The 17639-nt window shown below is 63.0% G+C and carries 17 protein-coding genes; 5 read left to right on the top strand and 12 right to left on the bottom strand.

The features are described from left to right. Nucleotides 1-174 precede the first annotated feature (174 nt). The gene (locus tag ACTJK7_RS18840; RefSeq protein ID WP_007950951.1) at nucleotides 175-540 is read left to right on the top strand and encodes an Mpo1-like protein; all 366 of its coding nucleotides are present in this window, start codon (nucleotides 175-177) and stop codon (nucleotides 538-540) included. Between the two features lies 1 nt (nucleotide 541). On the opposite strand, the gene ACTJK7_RS18835 is transcribed toward ACTJK7_RS18840, so the two are convergent. From ACTJK7_RS18835 to ACTJK7_RS18825, 3 genes are all read right to left on the bottom strand, one after another. Continuing rightward, nucleotides 542-1336, bottom strand: a complete 795-nt coding sequence (locus tag ACTJK7_RS18835) for an acyl-CoA thioesterase (protein ID WP_108562914.1) — start codon at nucleotides 1334-1336, stop codon at nucleotides 542-544. A 121-nt stretch (nucleotides 1337-1457) separates the two neighbouring features. Continuing rightward, complete coding sequence (locus ACTJK7_RS18830) at nucleotides 1458-2225, bottom strand: CHAD domain-containing protein (RefSeq protein ID WP_323150969.1); 768 nt, start codon at nucleotides 2223-2225, stop codon at nucleotides 1458-1460. Between the two features lie 77 nt (nucleotides 2226-2302). Continuing rightward, nucleotides 2303-2581, bottom strand: a complete 279-nt coding sequence (locus ACTJK7_RS18825) for a hypothetical protein (RefSeq protein ID WP_011335323.1) — start codon at nucleotides 2579-2581, stop codon at nucleotides 2303-2305. Nucleotides 2582-2798: 217 nt separating this feature from the next. Between ACTJK7_RS18825 and ACTJK7_RS18820 the strand changes: the two genes are divergently transcribed. Further along, nucleotides 2799-3836, top strand: a complete 1038-nt coding sequence (locus ACTJK7_RS18820) for a patatin-like phospholipase family protein (protein ID WP_323150970.1) — start codon at nucleotides 2799-2801, stop codon at nucleotides 3834-3836. Here the strand turns inward: ACTJK7_RS18820 and ACTJK7_RS18815 are convergent. From ACTJK7_RS18815 to kdpF, 6 genes are all read right to left on the bottom strand, one after another. Next, nucleotides 3833-4531 carry a response regulator gene (locus ACTJK7_RS18815; RefSeq protein ID WP_039770498.1) on the bottom strand — a complete coding sequence of 233 codons (699 nt, stop codon included), beginning with the start codon at nucleotides 4529-4531 and terminating at the stop codon, nucleotides 3833-3835. The two genes, ACTJK7_RS18820 and ACTJK7_RS18815, sit on opposite strands and share 4 nt — an antisense overlap. Before the next feature lie 48 nt (nucleotides 4532-4579). Then, on the bottom strand, nucleotides 4580-7231 hold the full coding sequence (locus ACTJK7_RS18810) for a sensor histidine kinase (RefSeq protein ID WP_108562917.1): 2652 nt from the start codon (nucleotides 7229-7231) through the stop codon (nucleotides 4580-4582). Between the two features lie 128 nt (nucleotides 7232-7359). Next, a complete protein-coding gene (gene kdpC, locus ACTJK7_RS18805; protein WP_323150846.1) occupies nucleotides 7360-7905 on the bottom strand; it encodes a potassium-transporting ATPase subunit KdpC in 546 nt (181 codons plus the stop codon). Between the two features lie 57 nt (nucleotides 7906-7962). Then, entirely contained in the window at nucleotides 7963-10029 is a 2067-nt protein-coding gene (gene kdpB, locus ACTJK7_RS18800) for a potassium-transporting ATPase subunit KdpB (RefSeq protein ID WP_440780184.1), read from the bottom strand. Between the two features lie 10 nt (nucleotides 10030-10039). Further along, entirely contained in the window at nucleotides 10040-11734 is a 1695-nt protein-coding gene (gene kdpA / locus ACTJK7_RS18795) for a potassium-transporting ATPase subunit KdpA (RefSeq protein WP_440780185.1), read from the bottom strand. A gap of 8 nt (nucleotides 11735-11742) precedes the next feature. Further along, a complete protein-coding gene (gene kdpF, locus ACTJK7_RS18790; RefSeq protein WP_007950940.1) occupies nucleotides 11743-11832 on the bottom strand; it encodes a K(+)-transporting ATPase subunit F in 90 nt (29 codons plus the stop codon). A 417-nt stretch (nucleotides 11833-12249) separates the two neighbouring features. On the opposite strand from kdpF, the gene eat reads away from it, so the two are divergent. Next, a complete protein-coding gene (eat, locus tag ACTJK7_RS18785) occupies nucleotides 12250-13614 on the top strand; it encodes an ethanolamine permease (protein WP_108562919.1) in 1365 nt (454 codons plus the stop codon). Between the two features lie 119 nt (nucleotides 13615-13733). Further along, nucleotides 13734-13901, top strand: coding sequence for a DUF2897 family protein (locus ACTJK7_RS18780; RefSeq protein WP_007950938.1), 168 nt, complete (start codon nucleotides 13734-13736; stop codon nucleotides 13899-13901). 45 nt (nucleotides 13902-13946) lie between these two features. On the opposite strand, the gene ACTJK7_RS18775 is transcribed toward ACTJK7_RS18780, so the two are convergent. Then, a complete protein-coding gene (locus ACTJK7_RS18775; protein WP_085607190.1) occupies nucleotides 13947-14798 on the bottom strand; it encodes an urea carboxylase-associated family protein in 852 nt (283 codons plus the stop codon). A gap of 175 nt (nucleotides 14799-14973) precedes the next feature. Between ACTJK7_RS18775 and ACTJK7_RS18770 the strand changes: the two genes are divergently transcribed. Then, the gene (locus ACTJK7_RS18770; protein WP_108562920.1) at nucleotides 14974-15531 is read left to right on the top strand and encodes a TetR/AcrR family transcriptional regulator; all 558 of its coding nucleotides are present in this window, start codon (nucleotides 14974-14976) and stop codon (nucleotides 15529-15531) included. On the opposite strand, the gene fabF is transcribed toward ACTJK7_RS18770, so the two are convergent. Both fabF and ACTJK7_RS18760 read right to left on the bottom strand, forming a co-directional pair. Next, nucleotides 15528-16802, bottom strand: coding sequence for a beta-ketoacyl-ACP synthase II (gene fabF, locus ACTJK7_RS18765; protein WP_108562921.1), 1275 nt, complete (start codon nucleotides 16800-16802; stop codon nucleotides 15528-15530). The two genes, ACTJK7_RS18770 and fabF, sit on opposite strands and share 4 nt — an antisense overlap. A 26-nt stretch (nucleotides 16803-16828) precedes the next feature. Further along, nucleotides 16829-17623 (bottom strand): SDR family NAD(P)-dependent oxidoreductase, encoded by a 795-nt coding sequence (locus ACTJK7_RS18760; RefSeq protein ID WP_108562922.1) that lies wholly within the window; start codon nucleotides 17621-17623, stop codon nucleotides 16829-16831. Between the last annotated feature and the right edge of the window lie 16 nt (nucleotides 17624-17639).

Below are 17639 nucleotides of genomic sequence, written 5' to 3'. Positions count from 1 at the left end.
GGCGTTCACAATCCCGTGTGGGAGCGGGCTTGCCCGCGATGGCGTCAGCAGAAACAGCATCAAATAAGACCATTGTCCCTATCACTTCAATAGCCAACCTTGATTCGCCGCCCTCACGGCCCCGGCCTATTCTTCAACCATGTACCGAACGAACATGGATCGAGGAGCAGCAACATGGGCAAACGTCACCCCAACCTTCCCGCGTGGCAATGGCGCGCGTACCCGAACAACCATCAGCACCCGACCAATCTGGTGCTGCACCTGATTGCCGTGCCGCTGTTCATCGTCGCGTTTCTGTTGATCGTCTCGGGCGTGTTCAGCCTGAGTCTGGCCAGCGTGGCGATCGGCGTGATCGGCATCATCGCGGCGCTGGGTCTGCAGCGTCACGGCCACAGCCTGGAGGCGCAAGCCTCCGAGCCGTTCAGTGATCGCAAGGACGCCGTCTCGCGTCTGCTGGTCGAGCAGTTCCTGACGTTTCCGCGGTTCTTCCTCAGTGGCGGCTGGTTCCGCGCCTGGCGTGAACGCCATCGCCGCCATTGAGTCAGGCGAAGATCGTCACCGTCTGCCGACTCATGGCAATCAGTTCACCATCGGCGCTCCACAGCTTGGCGGCGACATGGCCGTAACCGTCAGCCGCATACTCGATGTCCGCCAGGTATTGGCAGAAATCCAGCGTGCTCAAATCGCGTAACGGCTGAACGAATTCGATGGTCCAGGTCAGCGTGCTGCCCGGTGCCGGTTTCTTCAGATACGGCAACAGCGCGGGTGGCCAGGCATCGACCAGCGCCAGCAGGTGCGCTTCGTTGACCGGCTCTTCCTTCACATCCCCACGCAGGCGCACCCAGCCGCCCATCAGCCGCGATTGATTGCCGGTGAACGGCATCCCGCCAACGCTCCAGCGCATCGCCAGATGACGCATGAACTCGGGGGTTACGCCTTTGATGTACGGCAGTTCCTGGCAGTCGTCCCAGTGTTTCATCTCCGGCGCCGGATAGGCTTCCACCGCCACTTCCGACGGCCGCGAAGCCCCGAAGCTGCCTTGCACCATCGTCACCACCTGACCGTTCTGCACCGCGCGCCCCAGCACCTGGCTGACCGCTTTGCCTTCGCGCAGCACCTCGACTTGAAAGCTCACCGGCACTTCGGGCTCGACCGGGCCGACAAAGGTGATCGCCAGCGAACGCACCGGCCGGTCGGCCGGCACTTGGGTGCGCATCACTTCAAATTGCAGCGCAGCCACCAACCCGCCAAAACTGGCCCGGCCCTGCCCCCACTCCGCCGGAATCGTGACCTCCGGTTGACGACGGACAGCATCGATCAGATCGCAAAAGCGCATGGAAACCTCGGACACGAAAAAGGGAATGACCGGATCTTAACCAGCGCGGCAGAGCGGCGCAGCGTCCATTCCGGTCAAAGAGACTGACAGATAAGACAGCGATGCTGCGCGCCAGCGGGTTTCAGGACTTGAAGCAGGCTGCGCTGAGTTTTTCCAGCACCCGGTCCGCCTTGCTTTCGGCCTGGATCATGGTCGCCTGCCAGGTGGCGACGCAGGGTTGCAGATCCGGCTCCAATTCGGCGCGGGCCAGCCATTGCCAGCAATCGTGCCAGTCACCGAGGGCGCCTTGCGCGGATTTCAAACGGGGCAATGCGGCTTCCGGCAGACGATCGAGTTCCGGATAGGCCTCGATACCATAGCGCACGCGCTTGATCAGCAGGCGCAGGCGATGGCGGTCGTGGGCCGGGTCGTGCAGCGCCACGTCGAGGTTCTTCCATTGTTTGCCGAGACGTTTTTCGATGCGTTTGTCCAGGCGCTTGAGCAATCCCTGGCGCTGGGACGCACGCAGAAAACGCGGAAAGGCATCGAGGATCATCAGCAGCGACGCCACTTCGGCACTGGCCGCCAGTGTCGGATAAGCCTCGGCCATCTGCGCCATGCGCCGTTGCGCAGCTTCGGGCTGATCATGCTTGATCAACCACGCCGCCAGCACCTCGCGGTCGCGCCACGGCGTGGTCAGTTGTCCGACGCTGGCCGCCGTGCTTTCCAACTGTTCGACACCGGGCAAGCCGCGCAACGGTCGCAACAGACTGCGCAAGCGCCGCACGGTAGTGCGCAAGTCGTGCAGCGCTTCAGGGTCGGTCCGCGCGGTCAGACGCGCCTGACAGGCCAGCAGCCGCACTTCCAGGCTCAGGACATGGGCCACCAACCGGTCAACCAACGCAGACATCGCTTGCTCCAGAATTCAATGACTTTGCACGAGTGTGCGCCGGCGCAAGCGACCTGCCCTTGCGCCACGTCAGCAGCTTAGCGCCCGGCGCGGGATTCGCGAATGTAGAAACGCGCTTTTTCGGCTTTCCTGGTGCAGCCTTCGAATCCCTCGAATTGCTGCTGGGTCTTGGCGGCTGTCAGCAACGACAACGCCTTGGAGTAACTGACCGTACCGGCGAAACCCTCGGCCTTGGCCAGATCCAGTTCATGCCACGCCGCGTCGAGCTGACTGCCGCAGCTGTCGCGGTAAGCGGTCTTGCCGGCGCAACCGGCCAATGCCAGTGCCATCAACGGCACACAGATCCAGGCTTTCATCACTCACACCTCAAAGATAGGTCAACAGTCGTGCAGGTAAGACGGTGCGCCAGCGAAAAAGTGCCTTGGGCCCCGCCATTGCGCCGCACTGCAAAAGATAACGCCGACGGGTCATGAAGTATCGAAAAAACGACGCCATCGCCGCCTCGAGCGACCCCGCCGATTGAAGCCCGGCCCTCGATGGGTGCATTGTGCAACCTTGTCGGGAGGAAGTTGGATGAAAAAGCGTGTCGCACTGGTGCTGGGCTCCGGTGGCGCCCGGGGCTATGCCCATATCGGGGTCATTGAAGAGATCGAACGACGGGGCTATGACATCAGTTGTATTGCCGGCTGTTCAATGGGGGCCGTGGTCGGCGGAATCTACGCCGCCGGCAAGCTCGACGAGTATCGCAACTGGATCGAAAGCCTGGATTACCTCGACGTGCTGCGCCTGGTGGACGTCAGCTTCCGCCTCGGTGCGATCCGTGGCGAAAAAGTCTTCGGCCATATCCGCAAGATCGTCGGCGAGATCAACATCGAAGACCTGCGCATTCCCTACACCGCCGTAGCCGCCGACCTCACCAACCAACAGGAAATCTGGTTCCAGGAAGGCTGCCTGCATCAGGCCATGCGAGCTTCGGCGGCGATTCCCAGCCTGTTCACCCCGGTGATGCAGGGCAACCGGATGCTGGTGGACGGCGGCATTCTCAACCCGTTGCCGATCGTGCCGGTGGTGTCGAGCCATTGCGATCTGATCATCGCGGTCAATCTCAACTCGACCAACCAGCGCCATTACAAACTGCCGGTGATCCAGCGCCCCGCCGCGTTCCGCACGCGCTTCGACAGCCTGATCACTTCGCTTGGTTCAAAGATGCCGTTCCGCCGCAAACAGGCCGAGCAATTGCTGATGCTGGAACAGGAAGCGCTGCGTGCCGAAGCGGCGGAGATCAATCCATGGGTCGAAGGCGCTGAACCGGAAGCCCAGCAACCGGCCGCCGCGCCTGAGCGCGACGGCGCACCGAAATCCGCCACCGGATCATTCATCGTCGATAACGTCGGGCCGGCTTCATTGCTTGATCTGATCAACCAGAGTTTCGAGGTGATGCAGACCTCGCTGGCGCAGTACAAGATCGCCGGGTATCCGCCGGACATCCTGATCAACGTGCCGAAACGAGTGTGCCGGTTCTTCGAGTTCTACAAGGCGCCGGAACTGATCGCGCTGGGTCGCGAGATTGCCCGGGATACCCTCGACCGCTATGAGAGCGAACAGAACTAAAGGCTGCTCTCGCTCAACAAGCGATAACCGACGCCAGCCTCGGTCACGATAAACCGGGGCCGGGTTGGATCGTCTGCCAGTTTCTGCCGCAGATGCCCGACCACGATCCGCAAGTAGTGGCTGTCCTCGGTGTGGGTCGGGCCCCAGATGTCCTTGAGCAATTGCTGCTGGGTGATCACCCGCCCCGGATGCCGCGCCAGTTGCGCCAGCACTGCGTATTCCTTGCGGGTCAGAGCGACCTCGACGCCGTCGAGCAGTACCCGGCGATACGCCAGGTCCACGGTCAGCGGGCCGAAATTCAACGCGGCCTGCTGCGCCTCGCCTGCCGGTGCCTGACGCAGCAACGCGCGCACCCGGGCAAGAAATTCCTGAATGCCGAACGGCTTGGTCACGTAGTCATTGGCGCCGCCATCCAGTGCCTGGACTTTCTGCCCTTCGCTGGCGCGCACCGACAGCACCAGCACCGGCGCCGTGGCCCATTCGCGAAACTCGCGCAGCACTTGCTGGCCGTCCATGTCCGGCAGGCCGAGGTCGAGTACCAGCAGGTCCGGTTTGTTCAGCGCCGCCTGGGCCAGGCCCTCGGCGCCGGTGCCGGCCTCCAGCACTTTGTAGCCCTGGGAAGCGAGGCTGATGCGCAGAAACTTGCGGATCTGCGGTTCGTCATCGATGACCAAAATGGTCGCGGTCTGGCTCATGAGTTCACATCAACACAAAAGAGTGGCAAGAGAGTAGCGCAGCGCGGATCAGGCTTCACCGTCCATCCCCGGTTGCGTCTGCAACGGCAGGTGCAGGGTGATGCAGGTGCCACGCCCGTCGATGCCGTCGCCGACACTGATCCGCCCGCCGTGGGCACCGACCATGCCCTGACAGATCGCCAGCCCCAACCCCGTCCCCTGCCCGCCCCGATCACCTCGGGCGGCGGTGTAGAACATGTCGAAAATCTTCGCCCGCTCATCCACCGGAATCCCCGGCCCTTCATCGCTCACCGAGAAAAACACCTCGCTGTCATCCGCCCCGGCGCGCAGTTGCAGACGGCCGTGGGACGGCGAGAATCGTGCGGCGTTTTCCAGCACGTTGACCAGCGCCTGTTCGATCAACGCGGCATGCACGTACAACAGCGGCAACTCGGCCGGTACATCGGTGCTCACTTGCAACGACGACAACACCGCCCGCAGACGATTGAGCGCACTGCCGACGATGTCCGCCGGCGACACCCAGTCCCGCGCCAGCTTCAGGGCGCCGTGGCCGAGACGGGTCATGTCCAGCAGGTTCTGGATGTAGCGATCGAGACGTTCGGCTTCATCGCGAGTGCCTTCGAGCAATTCGCGGCGATCCTCCAGCGGGATCGCTTCGCCGAGGGCCAGCAGGCTGTCGATGCTGCCGCGCATCGAGGTCAGCGGCGTGCGCAGATCGTGGGACACCGAGGCCAGCAAGGCGCTGCGCAGTTGCTCGGTTTCGCCGTGCAGGCGCGCGGCTTCCAGATCATCGGCCAGTTGTGCTCGGGCCAAAGCTTGAGCCAGCGGCTGGCTCAACGCGGTGAGCAAACGACGACGCTGGCCGCTCAAGGTCTGGCCCTCTTTGGCACACACACCGAGCAGCGCCAGCGGTCCGTCTTCCACCGACAGCGGCCACCACCACCAGCGGCCGAACGGCAGCGTGCCGGTGCCCATGCCCGCCGGTTGATCGTGCTGCCAGGCCCAGTCGGCGGCGGCGCGTTCGGATTCAGTGAATTGCAGCGGCCCGCCGGTTTCGACTTTCCAGCCGCCCTGCCCGTCGCGATTGAGCAGGCACAGTTGCAGATCGCTCCAGCCATTGAGGTGCTGCGCGGCGGCGCTGACCACGGCCTGACGGTCAGTGGCGGCAGTGAGTTTGCGCGACAGGTCGAGCAGTTCGGTGGTCTCTTCCTGGGTGTCGCGCAACGCCTGCAATTGCCGGCGCTGGCGGGCCGCGAGGTTGCCGGTGAGCGCCGCCATCAGCAGGAAGAACAGCAAGGTCAGCACGTCTTCTTCGCGCTGGATGCTGAAGGAGAAATTCGGCGGGATGAACAGAAAGTCATAGGTCAGAAACGACAACGCCGCACAGGCCAGCGCCGGGCCGAGACTGCTGCGCACCGCCACCAGCAACACCGCCGCCAGAAACACCAGCGAGATGTTCGGCAGCGGCAGCACGCTGGACACCGCCCACGCCAGCGCACTGGCCAATACCGTGGCGACCAGCGCCAGCGCATAGTCGAACCACACCAGCGTCGGTGCTGAACGCGGGCGCGGTTGATGCTGTTGCTGATCGCTGTCCAGCACGTTGATTTCCAGACCGTGGGCCTGACGCAGCAGACGCGCCGCCAGCCCACCCCCGAACAGACGCCTGCGCAGGCGCGGTCGCGACTGGCCGACCAGCACCAGACTCGCCCGCCGTTCAGCGGCATGCTGGATCAGGGTTTTCGCCACTTCGCCGGCCCGCAGCAGCACCACTTCGCCGCCGAGGCGTTCGGCCAGTTGCTGGGCGCTTTGCAGGCGCAGGCGCGATTGCTCGTCGCGCACGCTGCCGTTGTCGACGTGCACCAGACTCCACGGCAAATGCCGACGCTGGGCGACCCGGCTGGCATGGCGCACCAGCCGTTCGGCCTGGGCATCGCCGTCGACCCCGACCAGCAAGCGCCCGCGCACCGCTGGCGCGGCCTGGCCGAGCTGACGATAGCCCTGAGCGAGATCGTTATCGACCTGCGCGGCAGCGGTCTGCATCGCCAGTTCGCGCAGCGCAGTGAGGTTGGTCTGGGTGAAAAATGCATCGATCGCCGCCCGCGCCTGTTCCGGCACGTAGACCTTGCCTTCGCGCAGGCGCTCGAGCAGTTCGCGGGGCGGCAGGTCGATCAGCAGCAGTTCGTAGGCTTCCTGCAGCACCCAGTCCGGCAGGGTTTCGCGCACCTGCACGCCGGTAATGCCGCGCACCTGATCGTTGAGACTTTCCAGGTGCTGGACGTTGACCGTGGTGTAGACGTCGATGCCGGCGGCGAGCAGTTCCTGAATATCCTGCCAGCGTTTGGCGTGACGGCTGCCGGGGGCGTTGCTGTGGGCGAGTTCGTCGACCAGCACCAGTTTCGGCCTGGCGGCGAGCAGGCCGTCGAGGTCCATTTCTTCGAGCGTCACGCCGCGATATTCCGAGCGCACCAGCGGCAGTTGCGGCAGGCCGCCGAGCAGCGCTTCGGTTTCAGCGCGGCCGTGGGTTTCGACCACCCCGGCGATGACTTTCACGCCTTGGCGCAGCTGGCTGTGGGCGGCCTGCAGCATCGCGTAGGTCTTGCCCACGCCTGGCGCTGCGCCGAGAAAAACCTTGAGCCGGCCGCGTCCGTCGCGGGGCAGTTCTGCTAACAGCGCGTCGGCGCGGCCGGAGTCACTCATGCTTGAAGCTCTCTTCCTGATGTTTGTGTATTGCCTGGACTGCCGTCATCGCTGGCAAGCCAGCTCCCACATGGGGAATGCGTGCTCCTGTGGGAGCTGGCTGGCCAGCGATTGGCAGCGCCACCGACTCAGAGCTTTTCCAGCGCCATGTTCAGCGCCAGCACATTCACCACCGGCGGACCCACCAGCGGCTGTTCGATGTGCGCGTCGAGCAACTGCTGCAAGGTCGCCACCGGCAGATTGCGCGCTGCCGCAACACGCGCCAGTTGATAGGCAATCGCCGCCGGTGGCAAGTGCGGATCGAGGCCACTGCCGGAGGTGGTCACCAGCGCCAGCGGCACCGGACCCTGACCGGGCACCTGCTGCTTGTTGGCGTCGTCGATCACCCGAGTGGCCAGCGCCGGGTTGCTCGGCGACAGGTTGCTCGCACTGCTCGACACGGTGGCAAAGGCACCGGCCGATGGACGCGGATGGAACCAGGCATCGCCGACAAAATCCTGAGCGATCAGCGACGAGCCACGCACCTTGCCTTCGGCGTCGCGCACCAGACTGCCGTTGGCCTGCTCGGGGAAGGCAACTTGCGCGACGCCCGTAACTACCAGCGGATAGGCAACGCCGGTGACCAAGGTCATCAGCACCAGCAAGCTCAGGGCCGGACGTAACATTGTGGACATTTCAAAATCCTCGAATTCATGCTTGAAGCGGTGTGCCCGGCACACCGCTGTTCAGGTTCAAACCAGATGCAACGCCGTCAACAGCATGTCGATCGCCTTGATCCCCACGAACGGCACCAGAATCCCGCCCAGGCCATAGATCAGCAGATTGCGACGCAGCAGCGCCGCCGCGCTCGCTGCCTGCACCCGCACACCACGCAGGGCCAACGGAATCAGCACCACGATGATCAAAGCGTTAAAGACGATGGCCGACAGGATTGCGCTCTGCGGACTGCTCAACTGCATGATGTTCAGCACGCCGAGCTGCGGGTAGATCGCGGCAAACAGGGCCGGCAGGATCGCGAAATACTTGGCCACGTCGTTGGCGATGGAAAAGGTCGTCAGCGCGCCACGGGTCACCAGCAATTCCTTGCCGATCTGCACCACGTCCAGCAGCTTGGTCGGATCGCTGTCGAGGTCGACCATGTTGGCTGCTTCGCGCGCGGCCTGCGTGCCGTCGTTCATCGCCATGCCGACGTCAGCCTGGGCCAGCGCCGGGGCGTCGTTGGCGCCGTCACCACACATCGCGACCAGACGACCGTCGTTCTGCTCGTGACGGATGCGCGCCAGTTTCTTCTCCGGTGTGGCTTCGGCCAGTACGTCGTCGACGCCCGCTTCAGCGGCAATCGCGGCAGCGGTCAGCGGGTTGTCGCCAGTCACCATCACCGTGCGAATCCCCAGTTTGCGCAGCTCGGCGAAACGCTCGCGGATGCCTGGCTTGACCACGTCTTTCAGATGAATCGCACCGAGCAATTTGCCGTCGGCACAAACCAGCAACGGGGTGCCGCCGCTCTGGGCGATCTTGTCGATTTCCCGGGACAGCGCCGGGGCCAGATCCTTGCGTTGCTGACCAAGGAAGGCCAGCAGCGAATCCACCGCGCCCTTGCGGAATACACGGCCCTGGTAGTCGACACCGGACAAGCGGGTTTCCGCGCTGAACGGCACGGCATTCAGGGTTTCCGGCGAAGGTTCCGGCTGCGGATTGGAGCCGCGCAGGTACTCGACGATGGACTTGCCTTCAGCGGTTTCGTCAGCCAGCGAGGCGAACAGCGCGCCTTCGGCCAGTTCACGGGCGTTCACACCCGGCGCGGCATATACCGCACTGCAACGACGGTTACCGAACGTGATGGTGCCGGTCTTGTCCAGCAGCAACACGTGCACGTCACCCGCCGCTTCCACCGCGCGACCGGACTTGGCGATCACGTTCAGGCGCACCAGACGATCCATCCCGGCAATCCCGATCGCCGACAGCAGACCACCAATGGTGGTCGGAATCAGCGTGACCAATAACGCCACCAGGAACACCAGCGGCAGGCTGCCGTTGGCGAAGTGGGCGAACGGTTGCAGGGTCACGACCACCAGCAGGAAGATCAGGGTCAGGCCGATCAGCAGGATGTCCAGCGCCACTTCGTTCGGGGTCTTCTGGCGTTTGGCGCCTTCGACCAGCGCGATCATCCGATCCAGTGTCGATTCGCCAGGATTGGCGGTGATCTTCACCAGCAGCCAGTCGGACACCAGCCGGGTGTTGCCGGTGACGGCGGAACGGTCGCCACCGGACTCGCGAATCACTGGCGCCGATTCACCGGTGATCGCCGCTTCGTTGACCGCCGCGATGCCTTCGATGACCTCGCCGTCACCGGGGATCATCTCCCCCGCTTCGACGCGCACCACATCGCCCTTGCGCAGGCTGGTGGCCGGTACGACCTGGAAGCTGCCGTTGGCGAGTTTGCGTCGGGCGCTGAGGCCTTCGCTGCCGGCCTTGAGGCTGTCGGCGCGGGCCTTGCCGCGACCTTCGGCCAGCGCTTCGGCGAAGTTGGCGAACAGCACGGTGAACCACAGCCACAGGGCGATTTGCGCAGCAACGAAGGTCGGCACGCTGCTGTCGGGAATGAAGCACAGCACGGTGGTCAGGATCGCTGTCAGTTCGACCACCAGCATCACTGGCGAGCGCTGCAACTGGCGCGGGTCGAGCTTGACGAACGCTTGCACCAGCGCCGGGCGCCACAGGGCGCTGATCGCGGTTTTCGGAGCTTCAGCCGACTTGGCAGCTGCCGCTGGTTTTGAAGCTGGAACATGCATATTCATGATGGATTCCTTAGAAGCCCATGCTCAGGTGTTCGGCAATCGGGCCGAGCGCCAGGGTCGGCAAGAAGGTCAGGCCGCCCACCAGCAAAATGGTCACGGTCAACAGGGTCACGAACAGCGGGCCGTGGGTCGGGAAGCTGTTCTGGCCGATCGGTGCGGTTTTCTTCATCGCCAGGCTGCCGGCCAGGGACAGTACCGGGAGGATGTAACCGAAGCGACCAATCAACATGCCCAGACCGAGCATCAGGTTGTGGAACGCAGTGTTGGCACCGAAACCGCCGAACGCCGAACCGTTGTTCGCGCTGGCCGAGGTGTAGGCGTAGAGCAACTGACTGAAACCGTGCGGACCGGGGTTGCTCACCGCCGCCACCGGACCCGGCAGGCTGGCGGCAATCGCGCCCAGCACCAGCACGCCGACCGGCATCACCAGCAGGGTCACCACCAACAGTTGCACTTCGCGGGCCTGGAGTTTCTTGCCGAGGTATTCCGGGGTGCGACCAATCATCAGACCGGCGAGGAAGACCGCGATCAGCACGTTCAGCAACATGCCGTAGAGCCCCGCGCCGACGCCGCCGAAGATCACTTCGCCGACCATCATGTTGACCAGCGCGACCATGCCGCTGAGCGGGTTGAGGCTGTCATGCATACCGTTGACCGAGCCGTTCGACGCGGCAGTAGTGGTCACCGACCAGAGCACCGTGGCGGTGGTGCCGAAGCGTGCTTCCTTGCCTTCCAGCGGTGCGGTCTGTTCGACGGCAACGTTGTTCAGCGCCGGGTTCGGCTGATATTCGGCCCACAGCGAAGTGGCGCCGCCGATGATGAACAGCGCGAGCATGCAACCGATGATGGCGCGGCTCTGACGCAGGTCCTTCACGTAGTGGCCGAAGGTGAACACCAGCGCGACCGGGATCAGGATGATCGACGCGACTTCGAACAGGTTGCTCCAGGCGGTCGGGTTCTCGAACGGATGCGCCGAGTTGACGCCGAAGAAGCCACCACCGTTGGTCCCCAGTTGTTTGATCGCAATCTGGCTGGCGGCCGGGCCGAGCGGGATCACCTGATCAACGCCCTGCATCGTCACTGCATTCACATATTGGGCGAAGGTTTGCGGCACGCCCTGCCACACCAGGTACAGCGCCAGCAGCAGGCACAGCGGTAGCAAGCCGTAGAGGGTGGCGCGGGTCATGTCGACCCAGAAGTTGCCGAGGGTTTTGGTGGATTTGCGCCCGATGCCACGGCACAGCGCAACCAGCACGGCGAGGCCGGTGGCGGCGCTGACGAAGTTCTGCACGGTGAGGCCGACCATCTGGCTCAGGTAGCTGAGCGACGCTTCGCCGCTGTAGGCCTGCCAGTTGGTGTTGGTCATGAAACTGACGGCGGTGTTGAACGCGAGGGTCCACTCCTGACCCGGCAGGTTTTGCGGGTTCAGCGGCAGGTGATCCTGGAACAGCAGGATCGCGAACAGCAGCAGAAAACCGGCGAGGTTGAACGCCAGCAGCGCCAGCGTGTACTTCTGCCAGCTCTGTTCGTCCTGCGGATTGACCCCGGCGATGCGGTAACAGCCGCGCTCGACCGGGCCGAGAATCGGCGTCAGCCAGGTGCGCTGGCCCTCCATCACCTTGTAGTAGAAGCGCCCGAGGAACGGCGCCGGCAGCAAGACCACCGCGAAGAAAGCGAGGATCAGCCAATAGTCATAACTGTGCATAGCCGCTCCTAAGTCCGATCCGCGCGCAACAGCGCAACCAACAGATAAATGAACAGCCCCACTGCCAATAGCAGTGACACCCCGTCCAGAACGCTCATGGAAGATCTCCGTGTTACGGCGTATTGCCGCGTGTGGAGGCATTGTCGGAAAGGAGGCTGTAAAGGAACGAGAGCGAGGGTGCGCGCGGGGCATAAAGAAAGCGTAAAGAGTGGGTTTACGCGGGCGTTACAGGTGAGTTTTGCGTCGTGTGGACGGGCCTCTTCGCGAGCAGGCTCGCTCACACAATTTGAAATGCGCGCGTCCAGACACCGCTGACACCTGTGGGAGCGGGCTTGCCCGCGAAGACGGCAGCACTGACAACATCGCACCCAACTGGCGCACAACAATGCAGCCATCAAGCCGCGAACATCCCCGATACGACAGCTTTCAGCTCTTTACGACCCGCCAATACAAAATGGCACGCCCACTGCACACGCCCTTCCCCGAGCTTTCCAAACCGTTCAGGGAGCAAACACATGAACACACAACTCAAACCCACGCTGGGCACCTTGCACCTGTGGGGCATTGCGGTGGGGCTGGTGATTTCCGGGGAGTACTTCGGCTGGAGTTACGGCTGGGGCGTCGCGGGAACCCTGGGTTTTCTGGTGACCTCGTTCATGGTCGCGACCATGTACACCTGCTTCATCTTCAGCTTTACCGAACTGACCACGGCGATCCCCCACGCGGGCGGGCCGTTCGCCTACAGTCGCCGCGCCTTCGGTGAAAAAGGCGGGCTGTTTGCCGGACTGGCGACACTGATCGAATTCGTCTTCGCCCCGCCGGCGATTGCCTTGGCGATCGGTGCCTACCTGAACGTGCAGTTTCCGGCCCTCGATCCGAAACACGCGGCGGTCGGCGCGTACATCGTCTTCATGGGTTTGAACATTCTCGGTGTGAAACTGGCCGCGACCTTCGAGTTGATCGTCTGCGTACTGGCCGTCGCCGAGTTGTTGGTGTTCATGGGCGTAGTCGCGCCAGCCTTCAGCTTTAGCAACTTCGCGCTGAATGGCTGGGCCGGCTCGGACATCTTCGGTGCTCCGGCGGTTGCCGGGATGTTCGCGGCGATTCCGTTCGCGATCTGGTTCTTCCTCGCCATCGAAGGCGCCGCCATGGCCGCCGAAGAAGCCAAGGACCCGAAACGCACGATTCCCAAGGCCTACATCAGCGGCATTCTGACCTTGGTGTTGCTGGCCATGGGCGTGATGTTCTTCGCCGGTGGCGTCGGTGACTGGCGCACCCTGTCGAACATCAACGACCCGCTGCCTCAGGCGATGAAAACAGTGGTCGGCGACAACTCCGGCTGGCTGCACATGCTGGTCTGGATCGGCCTGTTCGGGCTGGTGGCGAGTTTCCACGGGATCATTCTTGGCTACTCGCGGCAGTTCTTCGCCCTCGCCCGCGCCGGTTACCTGCCCGCCTCGCTGGCGAAGCTGTCGCGCTTTCAGACCCCGCACCGCGCCATCATCGCCGGCGGCGTGATCGGCATCGCGGCGATCTACAGCGACGGCCTGATCAACCTCGGCGGCATGACCCTCACCGCCGCGATGATCACCATGGCGGTGTTCGGCGCGATCGTGATGTACATCATGAGCATGCTCAGCCTGTTCAAACTGCGTAAATCCGAACCGAATCTGGAGCGCACCTTCCGCGCGCCGTGCTATCCGCTGATTCCTATGATCGCACTGGTGCTGGCCGTAGTCTGTCTGGTGGCGATGGCCTGGTTCAATGCGTTGATCGGACTGATCTTCCTCGGTTTCATGGCGGTCGGTTTCGGCTACTTCCTGTTGACCGGCCAGTTGCGCGCCAACGCCCCGGCAGACGCCATGCTCACCGGACTGTAAACCGCGACGGGCATAACCGGCCTAGAATGGAACCACTGCGAATGCACTTCGCTCAAAGTGGTATGCAGCGTTGCACGACGAAACCCTCGCCCGTCGACCTGCCCTTAAGGAGAGCCGTTATGCCCTGGTATGCCTGGTTGATTCTGGTCGTTGCAATCGGCTCGATCGTCGGCGGTCTGATGATGTTGCGTGACACCGCCAACAAGGTCGAATTGACCGATGAACAACGCAAGCGTGTCGCTGAACGCAATGCCGAAGCGGACATCAAGGACGCGCAGGACCGCTGAACGAAAAACCCCGCCTGAATCGGCGGGGTTTGTTTTTTGTCGCGGTTACTTTTCCCACTCGGCCTTGGCAATGTGCAAGCCATGCAGGCCTTTGTACGCTGCACGTTCCGGCTGGCTCCAGCCTTCGAGCAGCGCGTCGTCCAGACGATAGATTTCCACCCCGAGCGGGCGGCACACGGTCAGCGGGTCCTGTGCATCCGGCCCCCACATCGCCAATGACAGATCTCCACCCGGACAGGTCGACAACGCGCACAGCAAGTCGATTTCGGCGAAAAACTCCAGGTAATCGCCCTTCTGCGCCGGACAGGCCTTCATGAAATACAGGTCATCGTGATTCAGGCCGGTGCACTGAAAGATGTTCAGCACGTCATGCACATCGAACTCGGTCAGGCCATGGGGCAACACGGCGCGGGTCAGGTTGGAATGGCAGTGATGATGGAAGTCCTCGCCGGTGAGCATTTTGTTCACATAAGGATCGCAGCGCGTGCCGAGCAAATCGTGCAGGCGCCCGCCGTGCTCGTCGATGCCATAGTCGGCCAGGCTGTCATCGGTGATGGTCACCAGAGGTCGCAGGAAAGGCAGGTTCGACCACAACCGGTCGTGGGTGCTGACATGCGCGCCCTGCAGTTGCCGGGTGCGCGCAGCCCACATCCGTTCGCGTGGATCGTGTGCGTTCCACACATTGAAATCGCCCACCTGGGGCCCGACCGGTGTGGTGACACGAAACACATGCCCCGCCGGCACGTGCCAGGCACGGCCGGTGCGGATCGGCACTTCGAATTGTTCGATCAGCGTGCGCCCGTCCTTGCGGTCGCGAATCCGTTCGTAGAAAGGTGTATTGACCTGTAACGCCGAGCCTTTGCTGACCTGATAGGCGGCCGGGTAGTCTTTGTACATGATTCTCCTGCTCCTCAAGCGATGGCAACTTTGCAAGCTGCAACCACTATCCGTGCCAACCGCTGATGGCTGTTACGAACATGTCGGAGTCACCGGCCGTTTTTTTAGAAGTAGAAGTACAGTCACCATTCAATTTGCATTGGTTAAGATGGCGGTCTTGTTGCGGAGAGTTTAAATGCGTTACTCGCAGGATCATAAAGCCCAGACCCATCAGCGCATTATCAAGGAAGCGTCCGAGCGGTTTCGCAAGGACGGCATTGGTGCGACCGGTCTGCAGCCATTGATGAAAGCGCTGGGCCTGACGCACGGCGGTTTCTACTCGCACTTCAAGTCCAAGGACGAACTCGTTGAAAAAGCCCTGCAAGCGGCCGGCGATCAAGTGGCCTGCTTGTGCGCGGAGATCTTCGCCCAGGAAAACCCGCTGGAGCTGTTCATCGACACCTACCTGTCCGAGTGGCATCAGACCACGCCGCATGAAGGCTGCCCGCTGGTTACCATTTCATCGGAGCTGGGGTTGCGCGGCCAGCCGAGCCCGACCAGCGATGAAGTGCTCAAGGCGCGCCTGGACCAGATCGAAGGCACCCTTGAAGGCGAGAACGCCCCCGAGCGCAGCATCGTTATCATGGCGACGCTGGCCGGAGCGCTGCTGCTGTCGCGCAGTGTCGCGGATGCCGGGTTTGCGCAACGCATCCTCGACGTCACCCGCGAACATCTAAAACGAACGGAAGACTAAGCCTGCCAGCGCTTGAACAATACGCTGGCATTGACCCCGCCAAATCCGAAACCGTTGGACAACGCATATTCGATCGGTATTGACCGCGCCTGACCGTGGACGATATCCACGCCTTCGCTGGCCGGATCGGGATTTTCCAGGTTGAGGGTCGGCGGAACGATTTGATCGCGGATCGCCAACAGCGTGAAGATTGCTTCCAGACCTCCCGCCGCGCCCAGCAAATGCCCCGTCGCGGATTTGGTCGAGGTCACGGCGATTGCGTTTTGCGCACCAAACACCGACTTGATTGCGGCCAACTCACCGAGGTCGCCCACCGGCGTCGAAGTCGCATGCGCGTTCAGATGCTGCACCTGATCCGGCGTTATGCCGGCCTGGGCCAGCGCCAGTGTCATCGCCCGGCGAGCGCCGCTGCCATCTTCCGGCCCGGCGGTCAGGTGATAGGCATCGGCGCTGGTGCCATATCCGACCAGTTCGACCAGCGGCTGTGCGCCGCGCGCCAGTGCGTGCTCCAGCGACTCGATCACCAGCAGCCCGGCGCCCTCGCCCATCACGAACCCGTCACGTCCGCTGTCGAACGGGCGCGAGGCGCGTTTGGGCGTGTCGTTGTAGCCACTGGACAAAGCCCGCGCTGCCGCAAAACCGGCAAGACTGACGCGATCGATGCAGGCTTCCGCACCGCCGCACACCGCGATGTCGGCCTCACCGGCACGAATCAGCCGGGCCGCATCACCGATCGCCTGCACGCCGGCGGCACACGCGGTGACCGGCGCACCGAGCGGGCCCTTGAGACCGTGCTGGATCGAGACATGTCCCGCCGCAAGGTTGACCAGAAACGACGGGATGGTGAACGGCGACAAGCGTCGCGGGCCACGGCTGTCGGTGGTGCGCACCGCATCGGCGATCGCGCCGAAGCCGCCGACACCGGAGCCTATGATCGTGGCCGTGCGCTCCTGAGCGCGGGGTTCGGTGGGATGCCAGCCCGCTTGCTCAAGCGCCTGCCGTGCAGCCTCCATCGCGAACAGAATGAAACGGTCCATTTTCTTCTGTTCTTTGGGTGGCGTGGCGCGATCCGGATCGAAACCCGCATCGGCGTCCTCCTCCATCGTCGGCACCACACCGCCGACCCGGGTCGGCAGATCGGCAATTACCGCTTCCGGCAAGTTTCGCAACCCCGAACGCCCGGCCAGCAGGCGCTGCCAGACGACTTCGACACCGCTTCCCAAGGGCGAAACCAGGCCCATACCCGTGACAACTACTCGACGCTGATCCATATCGGGTTGACCTCTCTCGACTTGATTTACTTGTAACGGCTGGCGGCCGAGCTATGGGACAGATTGGGCGCCATCACATGACGGGCAGCGACGAAGGCTTGCCATTCCCCGGCATCGGGCAGCGAAGGAATCGTGACGAGCTCGCCCTGATCCAGACCGGACAACGCGGCATCGACCATCTCGCCGGCCTCCATGACCATCTCCGCAGGAATACCGCTGGCATCAAAACCGGAGCGCTCCCAGATTTCGGTGCGCGTCACTCCAGGCAGAACCGCTTGCACCTTGACACCTGTGCCTTCGAGTTCCGCATTCAGCGTTTGGGAGAGGCTCAATACATAAGCCTTGCTGGCACTGTAGGTGGCATTGAAACGCTCAGGAAACAGGGCAACCACCGATGCAATGTTGATGATCGTGCCGCGCCCGGCGCTGGTGAAAGCAGCGGCGGCGGCCGAAGCCAGTCGGGTCAGGGTCGTGACATTCAGCTGGATCAGCTTCTCCAGTTCATCGGGATCGGCGTTGGCCAGCAATCCGTTGGATGCTACGCCAGCATTGTTGACCAGTAGCGTAATGCTGGAATCGCTGCGCAGACGCTGCTCAAGCTTGATCACATCATCCTTTTGCGTCAGATCAGCCTTGAGCACTTCAACCTCAACGCCATGGACGTCTCGCAGTTTGCTCGCAGCCGATTCCAGACGCGCCTTGTCACGAGCGACCAGCAGCAGATCGAAACCACGCGCCGCCAGTCTCTCGGCGTACACCGCACCAATACCGGAAGAAGCGCCCGTGACCAGCGCCGTACCTTGGGATTTCGGGGAATTCATGACGATACTCCTGGGA

The organism is Pseudomonas sp. 22085, assembly GCF_052045815.1.
Taxonomy (GTDB): Bacteria; Pseudomonadota; Gammaproteobacteria; order Pseudomonadales; family Pseudomonadaceae; genus Aquipseudomonas; species Aquipseudomonas glycinae.
The sequence above is the reverse complement of the archived record's forward strand: the minus strand, read 5'-3'. Positions and strand labels throughout refer to the sequence as shown.

Coding starts and splice junctions, on each gene's coding strand:
- ACTJK7_RS18840 (WP_007950951.1), top strand. CDS start 175: ATGGGCAAACGTCACCCCAACCTTCCCGCGTGGCAATGGCGCGCGTAC.
- ACTJK7_RS18835 (WP_108562914.1), bottom strand. CDS start 1,336: ATGCGCTTTTGCGATCTGATCGATGCTGTCCGTCGTCAACCGGAGGTC.
- ACTJK7_RS18830 (WP_323150969.1), bottom strand. CDS start 2,225: ATGTCTGCGTTGGTTGACCGGTTGGTGGCCCATGTCCTGAGCCTGGAA.
- ACTJK7_RS18825 (WP_011335323.1), bottom strand. CDS start 2,581: ATGAAAGCCTGGATCTGTGTGCCGTTGATGGCACTGGCATTGGCCGGT.
- ACTJK7_RS18820 (WP_323150970.1), top strand. CDS start 2,799: ATGAAAAAGCGTGTCGCACTGGTGCTGGGCTCCGGTGGCGCCCGGGGC.
- ACTJK7_RS18815 (WP_039770498.1), bottom strand. CDS start 4,531: ATGAGCCAGACCGCGACCATTTTGGTCATCGATGACGAACCGCAGATC.
- ACTJK7_RS18810 (WP_108562917.1), bottom strand. CDS start 7,231: ATGAGTGACTCCGGCCGCGCCGACGCGCTGTTAGCAGAACTGCCCCGC.
- kdpC (WP_323150846.1), bottom strand. CDS start 7,905: ATGTCCACAATGTTACGTCCGGCCCTGAGCTTGCTGGTGCTGATGACC.
- kdpB (WP_440780184.1), bottom strand. CDS start 10,029: ATGAATATGCATGTTCCAGCTTCAAAACCAGCGGCAGCTGCCAAGTCG.
- kdpA (WP_440780185.1), bottom strand. CDS start 11,734: ATGCACAGTTATGACTATTGGCTGATCCTCGCTTTCTTCGCGGTGGTC.
- kdpF (WP_007950940.1), bottom strand. CDS start 11,832: ATGAGCGTTCTGGACGGGGTGTCACTGCTATTGGCAGTGGGGCTGTTC.
- eat (WP_108562919.1), top strand. CDS start 12,250: ATGAACACACAACTCAAACCCACGCTGGGCACCTTGCACCTGTGGGGC.
- ACTJK7_RS18780 (WP_007950938.1), top strand. CDS start 13,734: ATGCCCTGGTATGCCTGGTTGATTCTGGTCGTTGCAATCGGCTCGATC.
- ACTJK7_RS18775 (WP_085607190.1), bottom strand. CDS start 14,798: ATGTACAAAGACTACCCGGCCGCCTATCAGGTCAGCAAAGGCTCGGCG.
- ACTJK7_RS18770 (WP_108562920.1), top strand. CDS start 14,974: ATGCGTTACTCGCAGGATCATAAAGCCCAGACCCATCAGCGCATTATC.
- fabF (WP_108562921.1), bottom strand. CDS start 16,802: ATGGATCAGCGTCGAGTAGTTGTCACGGGTATGGGCCTGGTTTCGCCC.
- ACTJK7_RS18760 (WP_108562922.1), bottom strand. CDS start 17,623: ATGAATTCCCCGAAATCCCAAGGTACGGCGCTGGTCACGGGCGCTTCT.